The 21,012-nt window shown below is 65.1% G+C and carries 20 protein-coding genes; 5 read left to right on the top strand and 15 right to left on the bottom strand.

What is annotated here, in order from left to right; all coding sequences use genetic code 11:
- The 6 genes from ABNP31_RS12545 to ABNP31_RS12520 all read right to left on the bottom strand — a co-directional run bounded on the left by ABNP31_RS12545 (window position 1) and on the right by ABNP31_RS12520 (window position 9,275).
- Entirely contained in the window at window positions 1-1,779 is a 1,779-nt protein-coding gene (locus tag ABNP31_RS12545) for an acyl-CoA dehydrogenase C-terminal domain-containing protein (RefSeq protein ID WP_350013368.1), read from the bottom strand.
- The gene (locus tag ABNP31_RS12540; protein ID WP_085665745.1) at window positions 1,772-4,237 is read right to left on the bottom strand and encodes an efflux RND transporter permease subunit; all 2,466 of its coding nucleotides are present in this window, start codon (window positions 4,235-4,237) and stop codon (window positions 1,772-1,774) included. Before ABNP31_RS12540 ends, ABNP31_RS12545 begins: the two co-directional genes overlap by 8 nt.
- Before the next feature lie 15 nt (window positions 4,238-4,252).
- Complete coding sequence (locus ABNP31_RS12535; RefSeq protein WP_238066269.1) at window positions 4,253-5,248, bottom strand: WD40/YVTN/BNR-like repeat-containing protein; 996 nt, start codon at window positions 5,246-5,248, stop codon at window positions 4,253-4,255.
- 21 nt (window positions 5,249-5,269) lie between these two features.
- The gene (locus ABNP31_RS12530; RefSeq protein ID WP_238066268.1) at window positions 5,270-6,628 is read right to left on the bottom strand and encodes a DUF1329 domain-containing protein; all 1,359 of its coding nucleotides are present in this window, start codon (window positions 6,626-6,628) and stop codon (window positions 5,270-5,272) included.
- 38 nt (window positions 6,629-6,666) lie between these two features.
- Window positions 6,667-8,622, bottom strand: coding sequence for a DUF1302 domain-containing protein (locus ABNP31_RS12525; RefSeq protein WP_085616459.1), 1,956 nt, complete (start codon window positions 8,620-8,622; stop codon window positions 6,667-6,669).
- 74 nt (window positions 8,623-8,696) lie between these two features.
- Window positions 8,697-9,275 carry an RBBP9/YdeN family alpha/beta hydrolase gene (locus tag ABNP31_RS12520; RefSeq protein ID WP_238066267.1) on the bottom strand — a complete coding sequence of 193 codons (579 nt, stop codon included), beginning with the start codon at window positions 9,273-9,275 and terminating at the stop codon, window positions 8,697-8,699.
- Window positions 9,276-9,481: 206 nt separating this feature from the next.
- Here ABNP31_RS12520 and ABNP31_RS12515 point away from each other — a divergent pair, with 206 nt between their 5' ends.
- The gene (locus tag ABNP31_RS12515; protein WP_085665740.1) at window positions 9,482-10,492 is read left to right on the top strand and encodes an AraC family transcriptional regulator; all 1,011 of its coding nucleotides are present in this window, start codon (window positions 9,482-9,484) and stop codon (window positions 10,490-10,492) included.
- Between the two features lie 155 nt (window positions 10,493-10,647).
- On the opposite strand, the gene ABNP31_RS12510 is transcribed toward ABNP31_RS12515, so the two are convergent.
- From ABNP31_RS12510 to ABNP31_RS12480, 7 genes are all read right to left on the bottom strand, one after another.
- Window positions 10,648-11,661: a YeiH family protein gene (locus ABNP31_RS12510; RefSeq protein WP_085663632.1), complete on the bottom strand. Its 1,014-nt coding sequence runs from the start codon at window positions 11,659-11,661 to the stop codon at window positions 10,648-10,650.
- Window positions 11,658-11,984: a Rieske (2Fe-2S) protein gene (locus tag ABNP31_RS12505; RefSeq protein WP_013972534.1), complete on the bottom strand. Its 327-nt coding sequence runs from the start codon at window positions 11,982-11,984 to the stop codon at window positions 11,658-11,660. The genes ABNP31_RS12510 and ABNP31_RS12505 overlap by 4 nt, the downstream gene beginning before the upstream one ends.
- Window positions 11,981-12,634, bottom strand: a complete 654-nt coding sequence (locus ABNP31_RS12500; protein WP_350013367.1) for a DsbA family protein — start codon at window positions 12,632-12,634, stop codon at window positions 11,981-11,983. The genes ABNP31_RS12505 and ABNP31_RS12500 overlap by 4 nt, the downstream gene beginning before the upstream one ends.
- Window positions 12,631-13,947, bottom strand: a complete 1,317-nt coding sequence (locus ABNP31_RS12495; protein ID WP_350013366.1) for an MFS transporter — start codon at window positions 13,945-13,947, stop codon at window positions 12,631-12,633. Before ABNP31_RS12495 ends, ABNP31_RS12500 begins: the two co-directional genes overlap by 4 nt.
- Before the next feature lie 194 nt (window positions 13,948-14,141).
- Window positions 14,142-15,191, bottom strand: coding sequence for a 3-keto-5-aminohexanoate cleavage protein (locus tag ABNP31_RS12490; protein ID WP_085616475.1), 1,050 nt, complete (start codon window positions 15,189-15,191; stop codon window positions 14,142-14,144).
- Between the two features lie 54 nt (window positions 15,192-15,245).
- Window positions 15,246-16,094, bottom strand: a complete 849-nt coding sequence (locus tag ABNP31_RS12485) for a TauD/TfdA dioxygenase family protein (protein WP_013972530.1) — start codon at window positions 16,092-16,094, stop codon at window positions 15,246-15,248.
- 13 nt (window positions 16,095-16,107) lie between these two features.
- Window positions 16,108-17,088 carry a quinone oxidoreductase family protein gene (locus ABNP31_RS12480; protein WP_013972529.1) on the bottom strand — a complete coding sequence of 327 codons (981 nt, stop codon included), beginning with the start codon at window positions 17,086-17,088 and terminating at the stop codon, window positions 16,108-16,110.
- A gap of 229 nt (window positions 17,089-17,317) precedes the next feature.
- Here ABNP31_RS12480 and ABNP31_RS12475 point away from each other — a divergent pair, with 229 nt between their 5' ends.
- Window positions 17,318-17,524, top strand: a complete 207-nt coding sequence (locus ABNP31_RS12475) for a hypothetical protein (protein WP_238066263.1) — start codon at window positions 17,318-17,320, stop codon at window positions 17,522-17,524.
- Between the two features lie 166 nt (window positions 17,525-17,690).
- Here ABNP31_RS12475 and ABNP31_RS12470 read toward each other — a convergent pair whose 3' ends face one another.
- Window positions 17,691-18,110 carry a MerR family transcriptional regulator gene (locus ABNP31_RS12470; RefSeq protein WP_085663636.1) on the bottom strand — a complete coding sequence of 140 codons (420 nt, stop codon included), beginning with the start codon at window positions 18,108-18,110 and terminating at the stop codon, window positions 17,691-17,693.
- A 111-nt stretch (window positions 18,111-18,221) separates the two neighbouring features.
- Between ABNP31_RS12470 and ABNP31_RS12465 the strand changes: the two genes are divergently transcribed.
- Both ABNP31_RS12465 and osmE read left to right on the top strand, forming a co-directional pair.
- Window positions 18,222-19,457 (top strand): NADH:flavin oxidoreductase/NADH oxidase family protein, encoded by a 1,236-nt coding sequence (locus tag ABNP31_RS12465; RefSeq protein WP_238066262.1) that lies wholly within the window; start codon window positions 18,222-18,224, stop codon window positions 19,455-19,457.
- 81 nt (window positions 19,458-19,538) lie between these two features.
- On the top strand, window positions 19,539-19,895 hold the full coding sequence (osmE, locus tag ABNP31_RS12460; protein ID WP_085663638.1) for an osmotically-inducible lipoprotein OsmE: 357 nt from the start codon (window positions 19,539-19,541) through the stop codon (window positions 19,893-19,895).
- 1 nt (window position 19,896) lies between these two features.
- On the opposite strand, the gene ABNP31_RS12455 is transcribed toward osmE, so the two are convergent.
- Window positions 19,897-20,256 carry a hypothetical protein gene (locus ABNP31_RS12455; protein ID WP_137163843.1) on the bottom strand — a complete coding sequence of 120 codons (360 nt, stop codon included), beginning with the start codon at window positions 20,254-20,256 and terminating at the stop codon, window positions 19,897-19,899.
- Between the two features lie 134 nt (window positions 20,257-20,390).
- Between ABNP31_RS12455 and ABNP31_RS12450 the strand changes: the two genes are divergently transcribed.
- Window positions 20,391-20,591 (top strand): hypothetical protein, encoded by a 201-nt coding sequence (locus tag ABNP31_RS12450; protein ID WP_085663640.1) that lies wholly within the window; start codon window positions 20,391-20,393, stop codon window positions 20,589-20,591.
- Window positions 20,592-21,012: the final 421 nt, after the last annotated feature.

Below are 21,012 nucleotides of genomic sequence, written 5' to 3'. Positions count from 1 at the left end.
TCACAGTTGCCCGGCCTCGAGCAGATACAGGCTGTCGCTACCGGCCCTGACGCTGGCACTCAGCGAATGAATGCGTGGTAGCAGGCGGGCAAAGTAGAACCGCGCGGTGCCCAGCTTGCTCAGGTGGAACGGCTCGGGGGCCGCATGACACTGGCATACCACGGCCATGCGTGCCCACAGGTAGGCGTAGAAGGTGTAGCCAAACACCTGCAGGTACTCCACCGCCGCCGCGCCAAGCTCGCGCGGGTTGCCCTGGGCGCGGTCGAGCACCCAGGCGGTCAGCTCGTCGAGGTTGCGCACGGCAGCCAGCAGCGGCGCGCCGAACTCGGCGCACGCCGCGGGCAGCGTCTCGACAAAGGCGGTAATTTCGTCGGACACGCTGCGATAGGCCTGGCCGCCATCGGCAAACAGTTTGCGCCCCACCAGGTCGAGGGCCTGGATGCCGTTGGTGCCCTCGTAGATCTGGGTGATGCGGCAGTCGCGGATCAACTGCTCCTGACCCCACTCGCGGATATAGCCATGGCCGCCCAGCACCTGCTGGCCGTGCACGGTGGTTTCCAGCCCCATGTCGGTGAGGAAGGCCTTGGCCACCGGTGTGAGCAACGCCACCCTGGCCTCGGCCTGGGCGCGTGCGACCGGGGCCTCGCTGTATTTGGCCAGGTCCAGCTGCAGTGCCACATAGGTGGAGAAGGCCCGCCCGCCTTCGTTCAGCGCTTTCATGGTCAGCAGCATGCGCCGCACGTCCGGATGGACGACGATCGGGTCCGCGCCTTGCCCCGGCGCTTCGGCACCGGTCGGCGCACGGCCCTGCTGGCGATCACGGGCGTAGGCGATGGCGCCCTGGTAGGAGCGTTCGCCCAGGGCAAGGCCCTGGATACCTACGCCAAGGCGCTCGTAGTTCATCATGGTGAACATCGCGTTGAGGCCCTTGTTCGGCTCGCCGACCAGGTAGCCGATTGCACCGTCGAAGTTCATCACACAGGTGGCCGAGGCCTTGATGCCCATCTTGTGCTCGATCGACCCGCAACTCACCGCATTGGCCTCGCCCAGCACGCCGTCGGCGTCAACCAGCACCTTGGGCACCAGGAACAGCGAGATGCCCTTTGGCCCGGCTGGCGCATCCGGCAGCCGCGCCAGCACCAGGTGGATGATGTTCTCGGTCAGGTCCTGCTCACCGCCAGTGATGAAGATCTTGGTCCCGCTGATGCGATAGCGGCCATCGGCAACCGGCTCGGCGCGAGTGCGAATCAGGCCCAGGTCGGTGCCAGCGTGCGGTTCGGTCAGGCACATCGAACCGGTCCAGCGCCCTTGGTACATGGGCGGCAGATACAGCGCCTTCAACGGCTCGCTGGCATGGTTGAGCAGCGCCAGGCAGGCTCCGGCCGTGAGCATCGGGTACAGGCCGAACGACAGGTTGGCGGCATTGAGCATTTCTTCGAGCTGGGCGCCGATCACTTTCGGCATGCCCATGCCCCCATATTCCGGGGCACCAGCCACACCCACCCAGCCATCTGCGGCAAATGCCCGGTAGGCATCGGCGAAGCCATCGGGGGTGTGTACCTGGCCGGCCTCCCAGCGGCAGCCCTGCTCGTCGCCACTGCGGTTGAGCGGCGCCACCACCTCGGCAATCAGCCGGCCGGCCTGTTCGAGCACGGCCCGGGCAGTATCGCCATCGAACTGCTCGGCCAGCGCGGGCGTTTGCGCCCACCAGGCCGGGATGTCGAACACTTCGTTGAACAGAAAATCCATGTCGCGCAGTGGCGGAAGGTAATCAGACATGAGGCGAACACTCGGTTTCTTGGGTTTGCGGAAGCGACGTGGCCTGGGCCTCGGCAGGTGCCGGGGCGGCCTGGCCACGCAGGAGGAAATGCGACAACGCAGGGATCAACACCAGAGCGCCGAGCATGTTCCACAGGAACATGAAGGTCAGCAGCAGGCCCATGTCGGCCTGGAACTTGATCGGCGACCAGGCCCAGCCGACCACGCCGGCGGCCAAGGTGATGCCGACCAGCCCGACCACACGGCCGGTGAAGGCCACGGCTTTCTGGTAGGCCTGGGCCAGGCTCAACCCGGCGCGCTGGTAGTGCAGTTGCACGCTGAGCAGGTACAGCGCGTAGTCCACGCCGATGCCTACGCCCAGGGCGATCACCGGCAAGGTGGCGACCTTGACGCCAATGCCCATGGCTACCATCAGCGCCTCGCACAGCACCGAGGTGAGCATCAGCGGCAGGATCGCCACCAGCGTGGCGCGCCAGCTACGGAAGGTGAACAGGCAGAACAGCGTGACCGCCAGGTACACCAGCAACAGCATGCGGTGGTTGGCCTCGCGGACCACCACGTTGGTGGCAGCCTCGATACCGGCGCTGCCAGCGGCCAGCAGGAACCGCTGTTCGGCGCTGCTGTTGGCCTGGGCAAAACGCTCGGCCACGGCGGCCACCTGGGCCAGGGTGTCGGCGCGATGGTCCTTGAGGTAGGCGATTACCGGCATCAGCGAGCAGTCGTTGTTGAACAACTCTGGGGCGTTGACCGAAGCCTGCTGGGCGGCGTAGTTGAGCACGTCCTGGTTGCGCTGCAGGCTGTTCAGGCGCGGGTTACCTTCGTAGGTGCCGGCGGTGATCTGGCGCACTGCGTTGGCCAGCGACACGGTGGTCTGCACACCCGGCAGTTGCTGCAGCTCCCAGGCCAGGCGGTCGGCAAGGACCAGCGTCTGGTATTGCAGGCAGCCTTCCGGAGCGGTCTTGACCATGACCGCGAAGGTATCGCTGGACAGCGCGTAGTGCTGGGTGATGTAGGCGTTGTCGAGGTTGTAGCGGGAGTCGGCGCGCAGCTCGGGGGCACCGCTGTCGAGGTCGCCGATTTTCAGTTGCAGGCTGCCCCAGATGCCGAGGGCGCCCAGGGCCAGGGCCACCAGCAGTGCGGCGCTGGCCCATTTGCGTTCGGTGAAGCGGTCGAGCAGGTCCCACAGCCGGCCGAAGCCGCGGTGCTGGGCTGCGCGGGCGTCGATATGCAGGGCCCGCTCGGCAGCCTTGCGGCCAACACCAACATAAGACAGCGCCACCGGCATCAGCAGCAGCGAGGTGAAGATCAGCACCGCCACGCCGATGCTGGCGGTGATCGCCAGGTCCTGGATCACCGGGATGTCGATCAGCATCAGCACGGCAAAGCCCACCGCATCGGCCAGCAACGCAGTCACCCCGGCCACGAACAGGCGGCGGAAGGTATAGCGCGCTGCCACCTGGCGGTGGGTGCCACGGCCGATGTCCTGGAGGATGCCGTTCATCTTCTGCGCCGCGTGGGATACGCCGATGGCAAAGATCAGGAATGGCACCAGGATCGAATACGGGTCGATGGCGTAGCCCAGCCAGGCGACGATGCCCAGCTGCCACACCACCGCGGTCAGCGAACACAGCACCACCAGCAGGGTGCTGCGTACGCAACGGGTATAGCAGTAAATGATCAGCAGACTGGTCAGCACCGCCAGGGCGAAGAACGCCATCACCTGGATCAGCCCGTCGATCAGGTCGCCCATCAGCTTGGCGAAGCCGATCACATGGATGCGGTACTGGCCGCTGGCCTGGTACTGGCTGCGCAGTTGTTCAAGCTTCTGCGAGAAGGCGTGGTAGTCGAGGCCCTTGCCGGTGGCCGAATCCTGGTCGAGCAGCGGCACGACCAGCATGCTCGACTTGAAGTCGCGCGCCACCAGGCTGCCGACGATGTTGGCGCGCTCGATGTTCTGCCGCAGCTGCTCGATGTCACCCGCAGCGCCCTGGTAACCATCGGGCATCACCGGGCCGCCCTGGAAGCCCTCCTCGGTCACCTCGGTCCAGCGCACCGCCGGGCTCCACAGCGACTTCACCCAGGCCCGGTCCACGCCCTGGCTGAGGAACAGCTCGTCGTTGATTTGGCGCAGGGTCTGCAGGTAGCCCGGGTCGAAGATATCGCCCTGGGTGTTCTCCACCACCACCCGCACCGCGTTGCCCAGGCCACGCAGTGATGGGCGGTTTTCCAGGTAGTTCTGGATGTAGGGGTGACTCTGCGGCAGCATCTTGTCGAAACTGGGGCGCAGCTCCAGGCGGGTCAGCGCCATGTAGCCCAGCACCAGAGTCGCCAGCAGCATGCACAGCAGGAACGGCAGGCGATGGTTGAACACCAGGCGCTCCAGGCAATTGCCCGAGCGTGGGTCGAAATCGTCAAGGTTGCGGATTACCGGCAGGGTGTCTTGGCGGGTAGCGGCCATCAGGGTCTTCTCTTGTTATGGGTGCAGCGTGGGGTTACCGGCCTGGTTGCGCACGCCCCGCTCGCCCACCAATACCAGGCCGTTGCCGGTATCGGTGGCGAGCGCGGTCACCGGGCCACGGGCGCTTTGCGGCACCGGGCTGAAGCTGGCGCCATCATCCCGGCTGAGCAGCAGGTCGCCAGCCTGGCTGGCCAGCCACAGCTGGCCGTCACGGTCGACACCGGCGGCGGTGAGGCTGGTGTTCACACCCGTGCTGACCGGTTGCCATTGCCGGCCGCCATCGGTGCTGCGGTAGGCATGCCCACGCAGGCCGTAGACCAGCAGTACGCCAGGCTTGCCGACAGCACCGAACAGTGTGCCGGCGTAGGGTGTCTCGACACGGCTGAAGCGCTCACCGTCCTGCTTCAGCAACAGGCCTTGCTCGCCGGTGATGTACAGCTCGTCACCCACCGCGGCCAGGCTGGTCAGGTGCAGGCCTTGCGGGTTATCGCTGTGGTCGAGCCAGGGCTGCCAGTGCTCGCCGCCGTCAACGGTGCGCAACAGCAGGTTGAACACGCCGACCGCATAGCCATTGCGGGCATCGCCGAACCACACGTCGAGCAAGGCATTGTCGCTACCCGTGCCCGGCAGTTGTTCGGCCAGCGCCCGGCCATCCAGCTGCTTCTGCCAGTGCACGCCGCCATCACGGCTGTGCAGCACCACGCCATCGTGGCCAACCGCCCAGCCCAGCTCGGGCGTGGCGAAGCTCACGGCATTAAGGTCGGCGCTGACCGGTACCTGGGCCTGCTGCCAGTGCGCGCCGTGGTCATCGGAGTACAGGATGTGCCCGCGCGGGCCCACCGCGACCAGGCGCTGGCCGGCCAGGGTTACATCGCGCAAGGCGCTGCTGGCGACCAGGGCGCTGGGCATGGCGGGCAGGTCCAGCACATCGGTGAAGGGCGCAGCCTGGGCCGCGCCCTGCAGCGCGGCCAAAGCCAGAACTACCGCGCTGCATCGTTTGAAGACAGACATTGCCACCTCTGCTCCGTGCGTTCAGCGAATGCCGTTGCCGGCCAGCGACTCGGGCGACCACTGGGTTTTCGACAGCGGGTCGATGTAGCGGATGCCGCCGTAGGCACCGACCACGCCATTGAGGTTGTAGGTGCCGCCGATCAGGTCGTAGATCATGAACGGCGTGGCGTCCGGGGTCTGCTTGTCATAGCTCTGGGTGAGGAAGGCGAACGAGCCGCGGTACAGCTGGCCACGGGCGTCGTACTGGTCCGAGGCCAGGGCGATCCAGCTGTCTTCGTCGAGGTAGAAGCGGCGCTTGTGGTAGATATGGCGCGCCCCGTCCTTGAGCTTGCCTTCCACCACCCACACCCGGTGCTTCTCCCAGCGCACGAACTGCGGCGCCAGGTGGTTGGGGGTGATCACCTGCTTGACGTCGGTGTTGTAGGTCAGCTGGTAGGTGTTGTACGGCACGTACATTTCCTGCTTGCCGACCAAGGTCCAGTCGTAGCGGTCCAGCGCACCGTTGAAGACGAACACGTCATCGTAGGTACCCGAACCGGAGGTGCCCGGGTTGGGCGTGTCGTAGGCCAGGTTCGGCGCCAGCTTGACCCGGCGCTGGCCCGGCAGGTACTGCCAGGCGCTGCGTGGCTGCACCAGCGGGTTGGCGGCATCGCGCAGCATCATCGCTTCGCCGGCACGGCGTGCGGGCCCGGTGTATACCAGCTTCATCTGGTAGTAGGTGTCCTTGGCGCCGATCGGCTTGGCCATGTCTTCGTAGATCGGGTAGCTGATATTGGCCTGGCCGGTGGTCGACAGCGATGGCTTGCCAGCAGCGTCGACGTTCCACGAGTCGTACTTGGCAGTCATGCTCACGCCCTGATAGCGCAGCAGGAAGTTCCACATGGCCTCGGCGCCGTTCTGCGGAATGGGGAACGGGATGCCCGGCAGCACGTTGTCTACCGCAGTGCCGCCCTCCTTGCTGTTGGCGGCAGTGGCGTTCTTGCGGGTGTTGTCGAGTACCGCTTGCGGCAGCGCCACGCTACGGTGGGTCGGGTACACATCGACGCGGTAGCTGGGGTAGCGCTTGAGCAGTTCCAGGGTGGTGGCGGTCAGTTGGTCCTTGTACTGCTCGGCGTTCTTGCCATCGATCACCAGCAGCGGCTTGTCGCTGGCGAACGGGTCGGGGCGCATGCTGGCGCCGCTCTGGTAGCTGGCTGGCGGCGTCAGCAGGCCGCCCTGGTAGGCCGGGATCGAGCCATCGGCGTTGCCGGCCTTTTCCGCGCCGATGACGGTCAGGCTGGTGCCCAGGCGCGCGGCCTGATCAGTGGAAACGGCGGCCTGGGCAGCGTTCAGGGCGGCCAGTGACAGGCACGAGGCCAGCAGGGTACGTACGAAATTCATGATGGTTGTCTTCCTGTGTAGGCTGTAGGAAACATGACTCAGAAGGTCGTCTTGACGGTCAGGTACAGGGCGCCACGGTCCTCGGTGGTGGCACCACCGCCGGAGAAGGAGGCGTAGCCGCCGCCGTAGCAGGTGTAATCCTGTTCGCCGTCCAGGGCGTTGGGGGTGCTGCCGTCGGTCTGGCCGTCCTTGCAGGCCTTGGTCTCACCGAAACTGTCGACGTACTTGAGGTCGACGAAGTACTGGTTGTAGATCGCGGCGCTCACGCCCACCGCATAGTTGCCGGTGTTCTCGGCGCCACCGCCCTGCACCGGCGACACGCCGTCGAGGCCGACGTTGACCGACAGCGGCATGCTCAGGTCCATGCCAGGCAGCACCTGGTACCAGGTAGGGGTGAAGTTGACGGCGATGCCCCAGTTGTCGCGGGTGGCCTTGTCGATGCCGCGGTAGCTGCTCTTGCCCTTGTACAAGGCCTCGTTGTGGCTATCGAGCTTGAGCAGGTTGCTGTAGAACAGCTCGCCAAGCAGGGTTGCCGAATCGAACAGCGGCGTATCGCCAATGGTCATCAGGCCGTTCAAGGTCCAGTGCAGGGTGTCGCCGGTGGCGCTCAGGCCGTCGCCATCCTTGGGCACGTCGTAGATCACCCCACTGCTGGGCAGGCGTGCCGGCAGCAGGCCGAAGCCGCCGCCCAGGCCACCCTGGCCGGGGGCGCTGACGATTGCCGGGATGCTCGCCAGCGGCATGTTGTGGCGAATGTTGAGGTCACTGCCGACACTGATGCCGCCCACATCCTTGGACAGGCTCAGGCCATAGATGTCGATGTCGTCGGAATAGGCGAACTGGTAGGTAGTGCTTTGCAGCGAGTTGTACAGGTTGCCGACTGCACCTTGACGGCTGCCCGGCGGGTTGCCGAACGGGCCATTGGCGACGGTCATGCCGCGCGCGTCGAGCCAGGCCTGCGGGAGGATCTCGGAGGTCTTGCGGTAGTAGAAGCCGAGGGTGCCGCCCAGCCACTCGGGCGACCACTTGGCCATGATGCCCCAGTCGCCGCTCTTGCCCGGGTTCAGGTCATGGCCACGGCGGATGGTGGTCAGCGCACCGCGCACCGGGATCAGCCCGGGGGTGCCGGTGTGGCCGAGCAGGAAGCTTTGGGCGCCCTCGCCTACCACGTCCGAGCCGCCATAGTAGGTACCGGCTTCGGGCAGGCGGGCGGCGTCCCAGTCGAAGAAGTACTGGGCGCCCAGAGTCAGTTCGGAATTGACCAGGAACGAGGTCGACAGCTGGTTGCGCGGCACGAACAGCTCCTTGGCCTCGGTGCCCGGCGAGGCGGCCAGCTTGGCCAGGTCCAGGCCCGACTGGCCGTAGCTCAGCGAGTGCACCGGGTTGAGCAGGGTTTCACCCCAGAACAGGTTGTGCTGGCCCAGCTTGGCGCTGACCTGCGAAGCCTCGCCGACTTCACGGCTGAAGAACACGAAGGCATCCAGCACTTCACCGGACGGGCCGCTGTAGTAACGCTGGGCGTAGTTGCTCAGGTGCGGGCTGCCCAACGGCACACCGGTGCCGGGCAGGCCATTGAGGCTGGGGTTGATGCCGGACTGGTCACCGTTGCCGTTGACGAACGGGTTGCTATTGGAGCCGGTGTTGTCATAGGCCTTGTCGTACCAGCTGGCGGTGCTGACGCGGAACCCGGTGTTGCCCTGGTAGACCACATCCAGTTCGGTCAGCAGGTCGACCCGGTTGGTGATGTTGGTGCCGGCCTTGCGGAAGTTGTAGTCACCGTCGTTGCTGTTGGGCGTGCCCAACATGCGCTTGTCGGCGCTTTCGGTGCGTACGCCGTAGTTGTACTTGACGGTGTTGTCGAAGCGCACGGCCCAGTTTTCATTTCCGGTATCGACTTCGAACGCCTGGGCGGCGGGCAGCGTGAGCAGGCCGATGGCGCAGGCGAGCAGGCAGCGCTGTGGTTTCACAGCACGGTGAATGCGGTGTTCTGGCATTACGATGGCTCCACGTATTGTTATTGTTTTTTTCGCCGCCCGTCTTTTGCGAGCGTGGCTGGGGCGTCCATGCGCTATTGCAGGTTGGGCTGGTCCAGTCGCTGGATGAACGCCTCGGCCTGCGGCCAGGGGCCGAAGCCGGAGGCCGGGTTGAGGTGGCCGACGGCCCCCAGTCCGACCAGTTCGCTACCCCAGCCTCGGGCCAGGGCGCTGGCTGCGGCAAAGCTGGCCAGGTGGTCGTTGCTGCTGGCCGCGACAATGCTGGGGAACGGCAGCGGCTGCTGGGGCAATGGCGACCAGCCGTGCTCGGCCAGGCTGGCCGGGCTTGGGTAGTGGGCCGGCCATGGCGCGTTCAGGTCGGGCGGCGCCGCCAGCAATGCACCCTTGATCGGCCGCCGGTAGCGCGCCGCCCAGTGGGCGACCATCAGCACGCCTGCGCTGTGCGCTACCAGGATCACTTCACCATCGATCTGGTCCAGTTCGCGCTGGATCGCCTCGACCCGGGCCGTGCAGCTCAGGCCGTCGACTTGCAGCGGCGGTACGCTGCGCACCTTGGCCAGGCGGCCTGCGAGCAGGGTCTGCCAGTGTTCGGCGACATGGTCGCGCAGGCCGGGGACGATCAGCACGGTGGCAGTGGTTTGCAGTTTTTCCACGGTGAACCTCGTGTGCGGTGTAGCTCTTGAGGTTCACAGTAAACAGCCCACCCACCGGGTGCTTCACATTGGGCGTCAGGGGCTTTTCATTTGATGACAATGGCCAAGACAGGGCTTTGCTTTTCAATTCATGACACGCAGGCTATAAACACAAAACGCATGTCGGCATACCCAACAACAAGAAACCGCATGGAAAACAACCAAAGATGCCTGCCCTAGTCCGTGCCGCCAGCTTGACCAATTACCTTGAGGTGTCCCGCCACCTGGGCCTCAATCCCCATGCACTGTTGGCACAGGTTGGCCTCAGCGCCGCGTTGCTCGATGACCCCAACCGGCGTATCCCGGTTGCCAGCGTCATCACCTTGCTGGAGGCCTCCGCCAGCGCCACCCGTTGCGAAAGTTTCGGCCTGCGCATGGCCGAGTTGCGGCAACTGTCGGACTTCGGCGAAATCAGCCTGCTGCTCAGCCACCAACGCACCCTGCGTGATGCGCTGCAGGTGATCGTGCAGTACCGTCACTTGCTCAATGACGCCCTGGCCATTCATATCGAGGAAGCCGGCAAGACCGTGGTCATCCGTGAGGAGGTGATCAACGAACGCGCGCCCTGCAGCCGCCAGGCCACCGAGCTGGCGATCGGCGTGATGATGCGCCTGTGCGCGGCGCTGCTAGGTGCGCATTGGCACCCGATCAGCGCCAACTTCACTCACGCGCCTCCCGCCGACCTGGCCACCCACCGGCGCATTTTCGGCTGCACGCTGGTGTTCGGCAGCGAGTTCAACGGTATCGTCTGCCCGGCCGCCGACCTCGACAGCGCCAGCCCGCAAGCCAACGAGGCCATGGCGCGCCTGGCGCAGCGCTATCTGGACAGCCTGCCGGCGGGCGGCACGCCGTCCCTGGAGCTGGAGTTGCGCAAGACCATTTACCTGCTGCTGCCCATGGGCCGCGCCACCATCGAGCAGGTGGCACAGACTCAGGGCATGAACGTGCGCACCCTGCAGCGTCGCCTGGAAGAAAGCGGGTTGACCTTCAAGGACCTGATCAACAGCGTGCGCCGTGACCTGGTGATGCGCTACCTGGAAAACCCCGGCTATTCGCTGGGGCGTATCGCCGACATGCTGGGTTATTCAATGCCCAGCTCGTTCACCCGCTGGTTCATCGCCCAGTTCGGCATGCCGCCGGCCAGTTGGCGGGCACAGCGGGCTGATCAAGGGCTTTAGCTTGATCCTGGTACGGCCCGTGTAGGAGCGGCCTTGTGTCGCGATAGGGCTGCGCAGCAGCCCCGGGGGTTCAGTGCAGACGCCCATATTGCCGGGGCTGCTGCGCAGCCCTTTCGCGACACAAGGCCGCTCCTACAATCGACCGCGTCAAGCAGTCAGGCAAGGCCCCAGTGCATCAACGCCAGCACCAAAAGCACAAGAAACACGCTCTCCCCCACCATCAGCGCAATGGGTTTCACCCCGACCGAGGCTAGCGACTTGAGTTGAGTTTTCATGCCCAGGGCACTGATCGCCACCACCAGGCAGCCACGCGACAGGTCGTTGATACCGCCTTGCACTGTGGTGGGTACCCAGCCTGTGCTGTTGACGCACGCCAGCAGCAGGAAGCCGACCGCGAACCATGGCAGCAAGGGCGGCCGCTGGCCACCGGCCTCGAGGCCCTGGCGCCGGGTGATCATGGCTGCGCAGACAATGACCGGCAACAGCATGGCCACCCGCATCAGCTTGACCACCGTGGCGATGTCGCCGGTCTCGGTAGACATGCTGTAGCCCGCTCCCACCACCTGCGCCACGTCGTGGATGGTCGCACCGAGGAAGACCCCGGCCTGCGCCGGGGACAGGTGCAGCCACTGGGCAATCATCGGGTACAAGATCATCGCCAGGGTCGACAGCGCCGACACGCCGATCACGGTGAACAGCGTTGCATGCTCCTTGCGCGGGTGCTGTGGCAAGGCAGCTGCCAGCGCCAGCGCAGCCGAGGCACCGCAAATGGCCGTGGCACCGCCGGTGAGCATGCCGAACAGCCGTGAAAACCCCAGCACCTTGGCCACCACCACCGAGACCAGGATGGTCACCACCACCAGGGTCACGACCAGGGCCACGGGCTTCCAGCCCAGGCTGGCGATCTGGTCCAGGGTGATGCGCATGCCAAGCAGCGCCACGCCCAGGCGCAGTACCGTGCGGGCGGTGAACTCGATACCGGCCTTGCAGGGGCCGTCGACCGCGAGAAAGTTCAGCGCCATCCCCAATAGCAAGGCAAACAGCATGACCGGGGCCGCGTAATGCTCACCGAGGAAACTGGCGGCCGCGCCGACGACAAGGCTGACCACCACCCCCGGGGCGAGGGTGCGGATACGCTGATGGGTAGCGCCAAGTGCCAGTGTATTCATTGCCCCGCCTCCTCACTGTCAAACACGATGTAGACCTGCCCGCCCTGCTGCTCGACCGGGTAGCTGGCAACCTTCAAGGCCCTGGAGTTGACCAGATAGCCGCTGGCCAGGTCGAAGCGCAGGCCATGCGCGCAGCACTGGATGACACGGCCTTCCAGCCGCCCGCCGCACAACGACGCGCCCTGGTGCGGGCAGCTGTCGTCGATGGCATAGAGCGAGTCGGCAACGTTGAACAGCGCCACGCTGCGCCCTTCGCAGGCCAACAGCACACGGCCGTCACGTTCCGGCACCTGATGGGGGGCCAATGCAATGCGTCGGGTCATGCCCGCTCAACCTCTTGCAGCGCTTCGGTCATGGCCGCATACAGCACCGCGGCAGGCTGCGCACCCGCAACGAGCGGCCCCTGATTGAAACGGAAGCGCGGCACGGCACTGCCAGCGCGCCCGGCCCCATCGAGGAACGGGCTGCCGTCGTCACGCAGGCAGTCGACCACCTGCGCGGTATCCAGCCCGCAACATTGGGCGATGTCGAGCAAGGTGCGGCTATCCCCCAGGTCGCGGCCCTGGTGGAAATAGGCGATGAACAACTGCGCCAGCAAGGCTTCCAGTTGCGCTGCTTCGAGCAACTGGGCAGCCCGTTGCAGCAGCCGATGGGCATTGCCGGTGTTGGGCATGCGGCGAATACGCGAGAAGTCGATGTCCTCGCCTACCACACGGGCAGCGGCGCGCACCTGGGCCTGGCGCTCGCGTACCGCCTCCTCGCTGCCCAGGCGTTGCAGATAGAAGGCATGGAACGGCACGCCAACGGCGGGCAAGCCAGGCAACAACTGCACACCTCGCCATCGCAGTTGTACCTGCACTTGCGGCTGTTCGCGCTGCAACAGCAACAGGGCAGCCTGCAGGTGCCGCTGGCCAATCAGGCACCACGGGCAGACGAAATCGAAGAACACTTCGACGGACAACAGCTGTTTCACGGTTTCAACTCCCGGGGTGCGTCGGCGGCGTCGTGTGCCGGTGCATGCAGACGGTCCATGTCGCGGTGGTAATGACGTTTGGCGAGGAAAAACACCGCCGCCGCGCCGATACTCATCAGCGGCACCAGCTGGAAGGCGGCATGCAGGCCGATCAGGTCGGAAACGCGCCCGGTGATCAGCGGCCCGGTGGCCAGGCCCAACAGGTTGTTGGCCAGGGTCAGGGTGGCAAACGCGGTGCCGTGCACCGAGGCGTGGGTGAGGTTGGCGACCATGGCACTGGACGGGCCGTTGGTGCCGGCGGCGATCATCATGCCCAGACAGATCAGTACCAGTTGGGCGGTGCCGGCCGGTAGTGCGAAGGCGATGGACAACAGCGCGCAACTGCCCAGGCAGTAGGCGATGGCAAGGCTGATCTTGCGGTCCGGGCGCTGCCGCCCGAGGCGGTCGCAGAGCATGGCGCAGAGGATCATGCCGATGCCGCTGCACAGCACGATGACTGCGGCAATTGCCCCGGCGCGGTCGGTACCCATGGCGTAATAGCGGTTCAGGTAGCTTGGCATCCACACGATCACGGTGCCGCCGACGAACAGCTGCAGCCCGCTGCCGACGTAGGCCGCGATGACCGAACGGCTGCTGTACAGAGTGCGCAGCGGACGGCCGGCCCTGCCTTGCGACTGCTGCGCGCACCGAGGCGCAATACGTGCCTCTTTGACGATCAGCGGGTACAGCATCGCCAGCACCAGGCCGAACAGCGCCATGCCGGCGAATGCCCAGCGCCAGCCCAGGTGCTGGGCCAGTACACCGCCCAGGGCCATGCCCAGCACCGAGCCGAACATGCCACCGGCCATGAACGCGCCGGCCAGGGTCGAGCGCATGTCGCGGGGGAACACCGCGACCACCACGGCGATGCCGACACTGCCGTAGGCCGCCTCGCCCACCCCCACCAGAAACCGCGCGACGAACATTTGCGGGTAGTTTTCCGCCAGGGCGCAGCCGAGGGTGGCCAGGCTCCACAGTACTGCCATCAGCACCAGGCTGCGCACCCGGCCGAAGCGGTCGGCCAGCAGCGACAGCGGGAAGGTCAGCAGGCCGACCATCAGCGCGACGATACCGCTGAGCAGGCCGAGCTGGCTGTCGCTCAACGCCCATTCGCCCTTGAGCAGCGGGAACACCGCATTGAGCACCTGGCGCGACATGTAGTCGGAGATCAACAGGCCAAAGGTCAGGGCGAAGACCACCCAGGCATAGCGCCGGGGGACGCTGTGGGCGGTGTCGGTGCCGGAATCTTCGGCACTGGCGAGATAGGTGGCCATGTTGCCTCCTTGGGGTGATGTGGGTTTTTCTTGTTCTTATGCATTGGCACGCCCCCTGTAGGAGCGGCCTTGTGTCGCGATGGGCCGCAAAGCGGCCCCCGATTGAAGCGTCAACTCAACTATTGCCGGGGCTGCTGTGCAGCCCTGTCGCGACACAAGGCCGCTCCTAAAAAGGCCAGCGCAGGCCAGTGAAGTCAGCGCTGCGGCACGCCCTTCACACCCGGCTGGCGATTCGGCGCCATGCCGTTGGCCTCGAGGGTCTGCTCGATGCTGTCGTACTGCTGCCCGATGCGGTAAATGGCGCGTGCTTCCTTGCCGCTGGCAATCTCGCGGCCCAGCTCATGGGCCACACGCACGGTCTGCTGGATCTGCTGCACCGAGGTGAAGCGCTTGCCATGCTGGTCGATGATGGTGTCTTCGTTGCCGCAGCGTGGGTGCAGGCCCATGGCCAGGGCCATGGTGTTGAACGGCAGCACGTTCTTCAGCAACGACTCGGCGGTCAGGGTGCAACCGTCCGGCGCGCGGTGGATGAAGTTGAAGAAGTTGAACGGGTTGGGGCCGTCGAAACCGCCGCCAATGCCGATCCAGGTCAGGTTCAGCGGGCCCATGTAGTCACCACGGCGGACGATGCGCTCGAGCGTCTCCAGGGCATGCATGCCGGTCAGCTGGAAATGCGGCTGGATGTTGCTGGCCTGCAGGCGGCGCAGGTGCTCGCGGACCCAGGCCGGGCCGGCCGGCACAGTCATCTCGCTGTAGGCGGCATGAATCGCCGGGCTGGCCAGCGAGGTACCTTCCAGGTACTCGGGGTACAGCAACTCCATGATGTTCATCTGCGTGGTGTTGATGGCCACGGTCACCTGGTCGGGGCGCGGCGTCAGCTCGGCGAGCATGTGCCGGGTATCGTCCGACAGCCACTTGGCAGCCTCGCCTTCGCCTTCCGGGGCAAAGGAAATCGACCCGCCAACCTGGATGATCATGTCCGGCACCGCTTCGCGCACCCCGGCGATCAGCTCGTTGAACTTGGACAGGCGCTTGGAGCCCTTGCCGTCCAGTTCGCGCACGTGCAGGTGCAATACGGTGGCACCTGCCTCGTAGCAGTCGACAGCCTTCTGCACCTGCTCGTCCATGGTCAGGGGAATGTCTTCAGGGAAGTCTTCAGGCATCCACTCCGGGCCATAGGGGGCCACGGTGATCACCACCTTTTCCATGTTTTCAGGGTGCAACGAATCGTCGAAGAATTGCATGCTGTAGTCCTCGCTATTGTTATTGTGCGGTTGCCGCCAGCGACGGCGACGAACTCAGAACGTGGGGCTGCCCTTGATCCCGGCGCGCTCCATCTTGCGGTGGCACGGCGGGTAGTCCATGACGGCGTAGTGCTGGGTGCTGCGGTTGTCCCAGATCGCCACGCTGTTGGGCTTCCAGCGCCAGCGCACCTGGTACTCCGGCAGGTAGGCCTGGCTGATCAGGTAACGCAGCAGGTCGCTGGCACCGGGGTTGGCGTCCTGCCCGAAGCGCACCCGCTGCGGGGTGTGGTAATTGCTGAAATGGGTGGTGAAGGCGTTGACGAACAGCACCTGCTCGCCGGTTTCCGGGTGGGTGCGCACCACCGGGTGCTCGGCATCCGGGAACTGCGCCTTCAGCGCCAGGCGCTTTTCCAGCGGCATGGCGGCGCCAAAGCTGGCCTCGATGCTGTGACGGGCGCGCAGGCCTTCGATCTTGGCCTTCACATCGCCTGGCAGGTTTTCATAGGCCAGCACCATGTTCGCCCACATCGTGTCGCCGCCCACGGGCGGGCATTCGATGCAGCGCAGCACACAGCCCATCGGCGGGGCCTCGCGCCAGGTGGCGTCGGTGTGCCAGGCATTTTCATAGCGGTCGTTGGGCTGGTCCGGGCGCTTGTAGATCTGTACCAGGCCCGGATGCTCCGGGTCGCTGCCGGCCACCGGGTGGTCCTCCAGGTCGCCGAAGCGGCGGGCGAACGCTACATGTTCGGCGCGGCTGAAGTGCTGGTCGCGCAGGAACAGCACACGGTGCCGGAGCAACTGCGCGCGAAGCTGGGCGAACAGGTCGTCGTCGTGGATCGCGTCGGCCAGGTTGACCCCACTTACCTCGGCACCGATCGCGCAGGTCAGTTGTTCGATGTGCATGCTGTTGCCCTCTTCAGATGACGAAGATCGACGAGCCGGTGGTCTTGCGCGCTTCCAGGTCACGGTGGGCCTGGACGGCATCCTGCAGTGCGTAGTGCTGGTTGATCTCGATACGGATGCGCCCGCTGCCGACGTGATCGAACAGCTCACCGGCCAGGTCGGCCTTTTCCGCCGGGTCGGCGATGAAGTCGGCCAGTGCCGGGCGGGTGAGCTGCAGCGAGCCCTTGATCGCCAGCAACTGCGGGTCGAACGGCGGGATGGTGCCTGACGCCGTGCCGACGCAAACCATCAGGCCGCGGCGCTTGAGCGAATCGAGCGAGCCCATGAAGGTGTTCTTGCCAACGCTGTCGAACACCACGTTCACCCCCACCCCGTCGGTCAGCTCACGCACGCGCGTGGCAACGTCCTCGACGCTGTAGTTGATGACGTGGTTGCAGCCATGGGCGCGAGCCACCTCGGCCTTGGCCTCGGTGGACACCGTGCCGATCACGTTCAGCCCCAGCAGCTGCGCCCACTGCGCGACGATCAGGCCGACCCCGCCAGCGGCAGCATGCAGCAGCACGCTGTCGCCGGGTTTGAAGTCATGGAGCCGACGCAGCAGGTAGGCGGAGGTCAGGCCGCGCATGGTCATGGCGGCGGCGGTTTCGAAGGCGATGGTATCGGGCAGCTTGATCAGCGCGGCCGCGGGGATCAGGCGCTCGGTGCAGTAGGCGCCCAGGGTGTTGAGGAAACCGGTGTAGGTGACCCGGTCACCGACTGCCACCTGGGTCACACCCTCGCCCAGCGCCTCGACCACCCCGGCCGCTTCCACGCCGATGCCGTTGGGCAGCGGGATCGGGTAGGTGCCGTTGCGGAAATAGGTATCGGCGTAGTTCAGGCCCACCGCCACCTGGCGCAAGCGCACCTGCCCCGGGCCGGGCTCGCCGACCTCGGCGTCCTCGTAGCGCAGCACCTCGGGGCCACCGGTCTGATGGAAACGTACGACTTTGGACATGCTTGTCTCTCCAATCATCGATCTGGACGCATGGCGTCAGTTCTGGGTGATTGGACTGTATGCCCTTGGTGTGCGGGGTGCTTCGCATCGGACGACAGCGGGTTTTCATTTGATGACAGGACGGGCGTCGACCTGCCGTTCAACAAAACGAGGTTTTATTCATGAGTATCCTTGATGGTTATCCATGGCCAGACTAATACTTAAGTCTCTGCCTGGGGAGGCACGAAAAATGCAACCAAGATTCGTTATCGTTCCCGCTGTGCCGATCGAAAAGGAGTCGTTCCGCGTGGGTAGCCGCTATTACGCCGCTACCGTATGTGGGGGGTTCGACATTTACGATAACCAAGCGAAGGAGCGGCTCAAGCCCAGTTATCCGAGCAGGACGGATGCGCAGACGCAGTGTGAGCAGATGAACAAGCGCGGTGATGCAGACTGACTGCAGGCGCAACTGTCTTACCCAGAATCCAGACGCCTGTGCGATCCCTGTAGGAGCGGCCTTGTGTCGCGATGGGCTGCGCAGCAGCCCCCGGATCTTGCGTTGCTGCACAAATTGCCGGGGCCGCTACGCAGCCCATCGCGACACAAGGCCGCTCCTACAGGGGTCACGTGTTCGTGGCCTCGCCCTGCTGCCAACCGGCAATCAGGCGCTGGGCATTCTCCTCGCAATCTATCCCCTGCGGCTTGTCTTCCATGCCTGCAATAACCGCCAGCAACTGCGCGCGGTTGTGCGCCAGCCGCTGCTGCATCGCTTCGATCTCCGCCACCTTGCGCTTGAGGCTGCCCAGCAATAGATCATGCCCACCCGCCGCAGCCCCGGAGGCGTCGGTGAGTTTGCGCATTTCTTCCAGGCTGAACCCGGCCTGCTGGCCGCAGGTGATGATCTCCAGCGCCCGCACCACCTGCTCCGGGTAATCCCGGTAACCATTGCCCAGGCGCCGCGCAGTAATCAGTCCGCTGGCTTCGTAAAAGCGGATACGCGATGCACTAAGCCCCGTGCGTCGCGCCAGTTCACCAATTTTCATTGCGGCAGCATTCCCCTCTTGACCTTAAAGCTGACTTTAACCTTAGCCTTTTCCCGAACCTAGCCCACGCGCGCAAAAACCGATGCGTGGCAACCCTTTGCGGAGATCGCCATGACGCCGTTCCAGCCCCTGCACCTGCCCAATGGCAGTGTCATCCCCAACCGCATCGCCAAGGCGGCGATGGAGGAAAACCTGGCCAACCCGGACCAGACCCCTTCCGACCAGCTGCTGCGCCTTTACCAGGCTTGGGCCGAGGGCGGTGCCGGGCTGTTGCTGACCGGTAACGTGATGGTCGACCCTGGCGCCATGACCGGCCCGGGTGGCGTGATGCTCGATGCCAGCCAGCCACTGCAACGTTTTCGCGACTGGGCGCGCATCGGCCGCGCCCACGGCGCGCAGTTCTGGATGCAGATCAACCACCCGGGCCGGCAGATGCAGGCCAACCTCGGCCAGCCCACCGTGGCGCCTTCGGCCATTGCCCTGGACATGGGCGGTTTATCCAAGCTGTTCCCCTTGCCCAAGGCACTGGACGAAGCCGAGATCGGCGCGTTGATCCAGCGCTTTGCCGGCACTGCGGCGCTGGCTGAAGAAGCTGGTTTCAGTGGCGTACAGATCCACGCTGCCCACGGTTACCTGCTGAGCCAGTTTCTTTCGCCACTGAGCAACCAGCGCCAGGATCGCTGGGGTGGCAGCCTGGAAAATCGCGCGCGGTTGCTGCTGGAGGTGGTCAAGGCCGTGCGCGAAGTGGTTTCGCCCGGTTTCGCCGTGGCAGTGAAACTGAATTCGGCGGATTTCCAGCGCGGCGGTTTCGAACCGGCGGATGCGCGCCAGGTAGTGCTGTGGCTGAATGAATTGCCGGTGGACCTGGTGGAGCTGTCGGGCGGCAGCTATGAGGCACCGGCGATGCAGGGTGATGCCCGCGATGGGCGCACCCTGGCTCGCGAGGCCTACTTCCTGGAGTTTGCCCGGGAAATCGCCGCCATCGCGAAGATGCCGGTGATGGTCACCGGCGGTATCCGGCGGTTGCCGGTAGTCGAGCAGGTGCTGGCCAGCGGTGTGGCCATGGCGGGGATTGCCACGGCGTTGGCAGTCGAGCCTGCCCTGCCCCGGCGCTGGCAGAACGGCGAGCCGACGGCAACCGCCGAACTGCAGCCCATTCGCTGGAAGCGCAAGGCCTTTGCCGCACTGGCCTACATGGCCCTGGTGAAATTGCAGATGCGCCGCCTGGCGGCCGGCAGCCGGCCCAAGGCGCATGCGTCGCCCTTGCGCGCCTTGTTGCTGGAGCAAGGCTGCACGTTACTGCGGGTGCGGCAGTACAGGCGTATGATGAAAAGCCGAGCGGATTGATGGTGTGATCGCAGAGCCAGGGGTCGCACATTCGCGCGGGGAGCACCTGCCTTCATCGGCGTCCTCTACCGGAGCACTGCCATGAACAAACCCTTTCAAGCGCTGATCCTTGCACTGGCAGCGCTTTCTGCCTGCTCGTCCAACTCCGCGCTGTACCACGACCAGCCGCTGGTGGCGAAAGTCGCCAACGGCATGAGCAGAGACCAGGTCATGCAGGTCGGCGGCAAGCCCGATGCCGAGACCCAACGCACCGTGGTGCCCGGTACCTGTTTCGACTACATGTTGACCAAAGCCGACAACCGGCAACCCTACAGCGTAAGTTTCGACGGCACCGGCAAAGTGGACAATACCGCTTTCATGACCTGCGCCGAGTGGAGCAATGCTCAGCGCAGGGCCCGCCTGCCAAGCATGGGCGGCTCTAGCGGATCGGGTTACTGAGTCAGTCCAGGCATTCCCTGGCAGCCTGGCGCAATTTGTCGCCAGACAGGAAGCTGCCTTTGTAGAAGGTCGCGCGGCTGCCCTCGCGGGAATCGACTACGTCCAGCACATCATCGGATGCCACGGCGCTGGGAGCCGTCAACCGGTAGCCGTGGGCGATCGATTTCTGCGTGGCCTGTGGCGCCAGCGCTTGCCACTTGGGCAGTACGCAGGCGGCATACTGCTGGGGCGATTTGTGGGTCAGTTTGCTGGCAGTGGGTTTGCCAGGGGTTGCGCAGCCGGCAAGGCCGGTGACCAGCACGGCGGCGAGAAAGATACGAAACGTAGACATTTGCAGTTGGCCATCAAGGATACGCGGCATTTTAACGGGGGTTGTATTGGCTTACCAATCAACCAAAGTCTCGCTGCACGGGCCGCAACTGATATTTCTGCCAGTGGCCTGGGTGAGTGAAGGCTGGGAAAGTGTATCTGCCAATAGCCTTCGGAGCACACACCATGCAAAGGAACACCAACAGAACGCAATTCTTCTATCAGAATGGAAAACTGATCAACCTGAGGGTTGGTGAACAAGGTCGCAGCATTTTCCGTACTACAGATGTGCCACTCGCCGAACTGCAAACGAAGGGCATGCACTCCAGCGGCTTGCTGGCGACGGACGATAAGGGTTCAGTACTGAACGTGCAGGAAAACACCTGATTCTGGAGGAACGGGCGCTATCGAGAACACCGGCGTAGCCGGTATCAGCCACCGCGTCGCCTGCTTCGCGGGTGAACCCGCTCCCACAGGGACCCCATCAGCCGAAAGAATGCACCGCTCCTGTGGGAGCGGGTTTACCCGCGAACACCGGCGCAGCCGGTGCCAGCCACCGCGTCGCCTGCTTCGCGGGCATGCCCGCTCCCACAAGGACCCCACCTGCCGAAAGAATGCGCTGTCCCTGTGGGAGCGGGTTCACCCGCGAACACCGGCGCAGCCGGTGCCAGCCACCGCGTCGCCTGCTTCGCGGGCATGCCCGCTCCCACAAGGACCCCACCTGCCGAAAGAATGCACCGTTCCTGTGGGAGCGGGCGCGCCCGCGAACACCGGCGCAGCCGGTGCCAGCCACCGCGTCGCCTGCTTC

This window comes from Pseudomonas asiatica, from assembly GCF_040214835.1.
Lineage (GTDB): Bacteria > Pseudomonadota > Gammaproteobacteria > Pseudomonadales > Pseudomonadaceae > Aquipseudomonas > Aquipseudomonas putida_Z.
The sequence above is the reverse complement of the archived record's forward strand: the minus strand, read 5'-3'. Positions and strand labels throughout refer to the sequence as shown.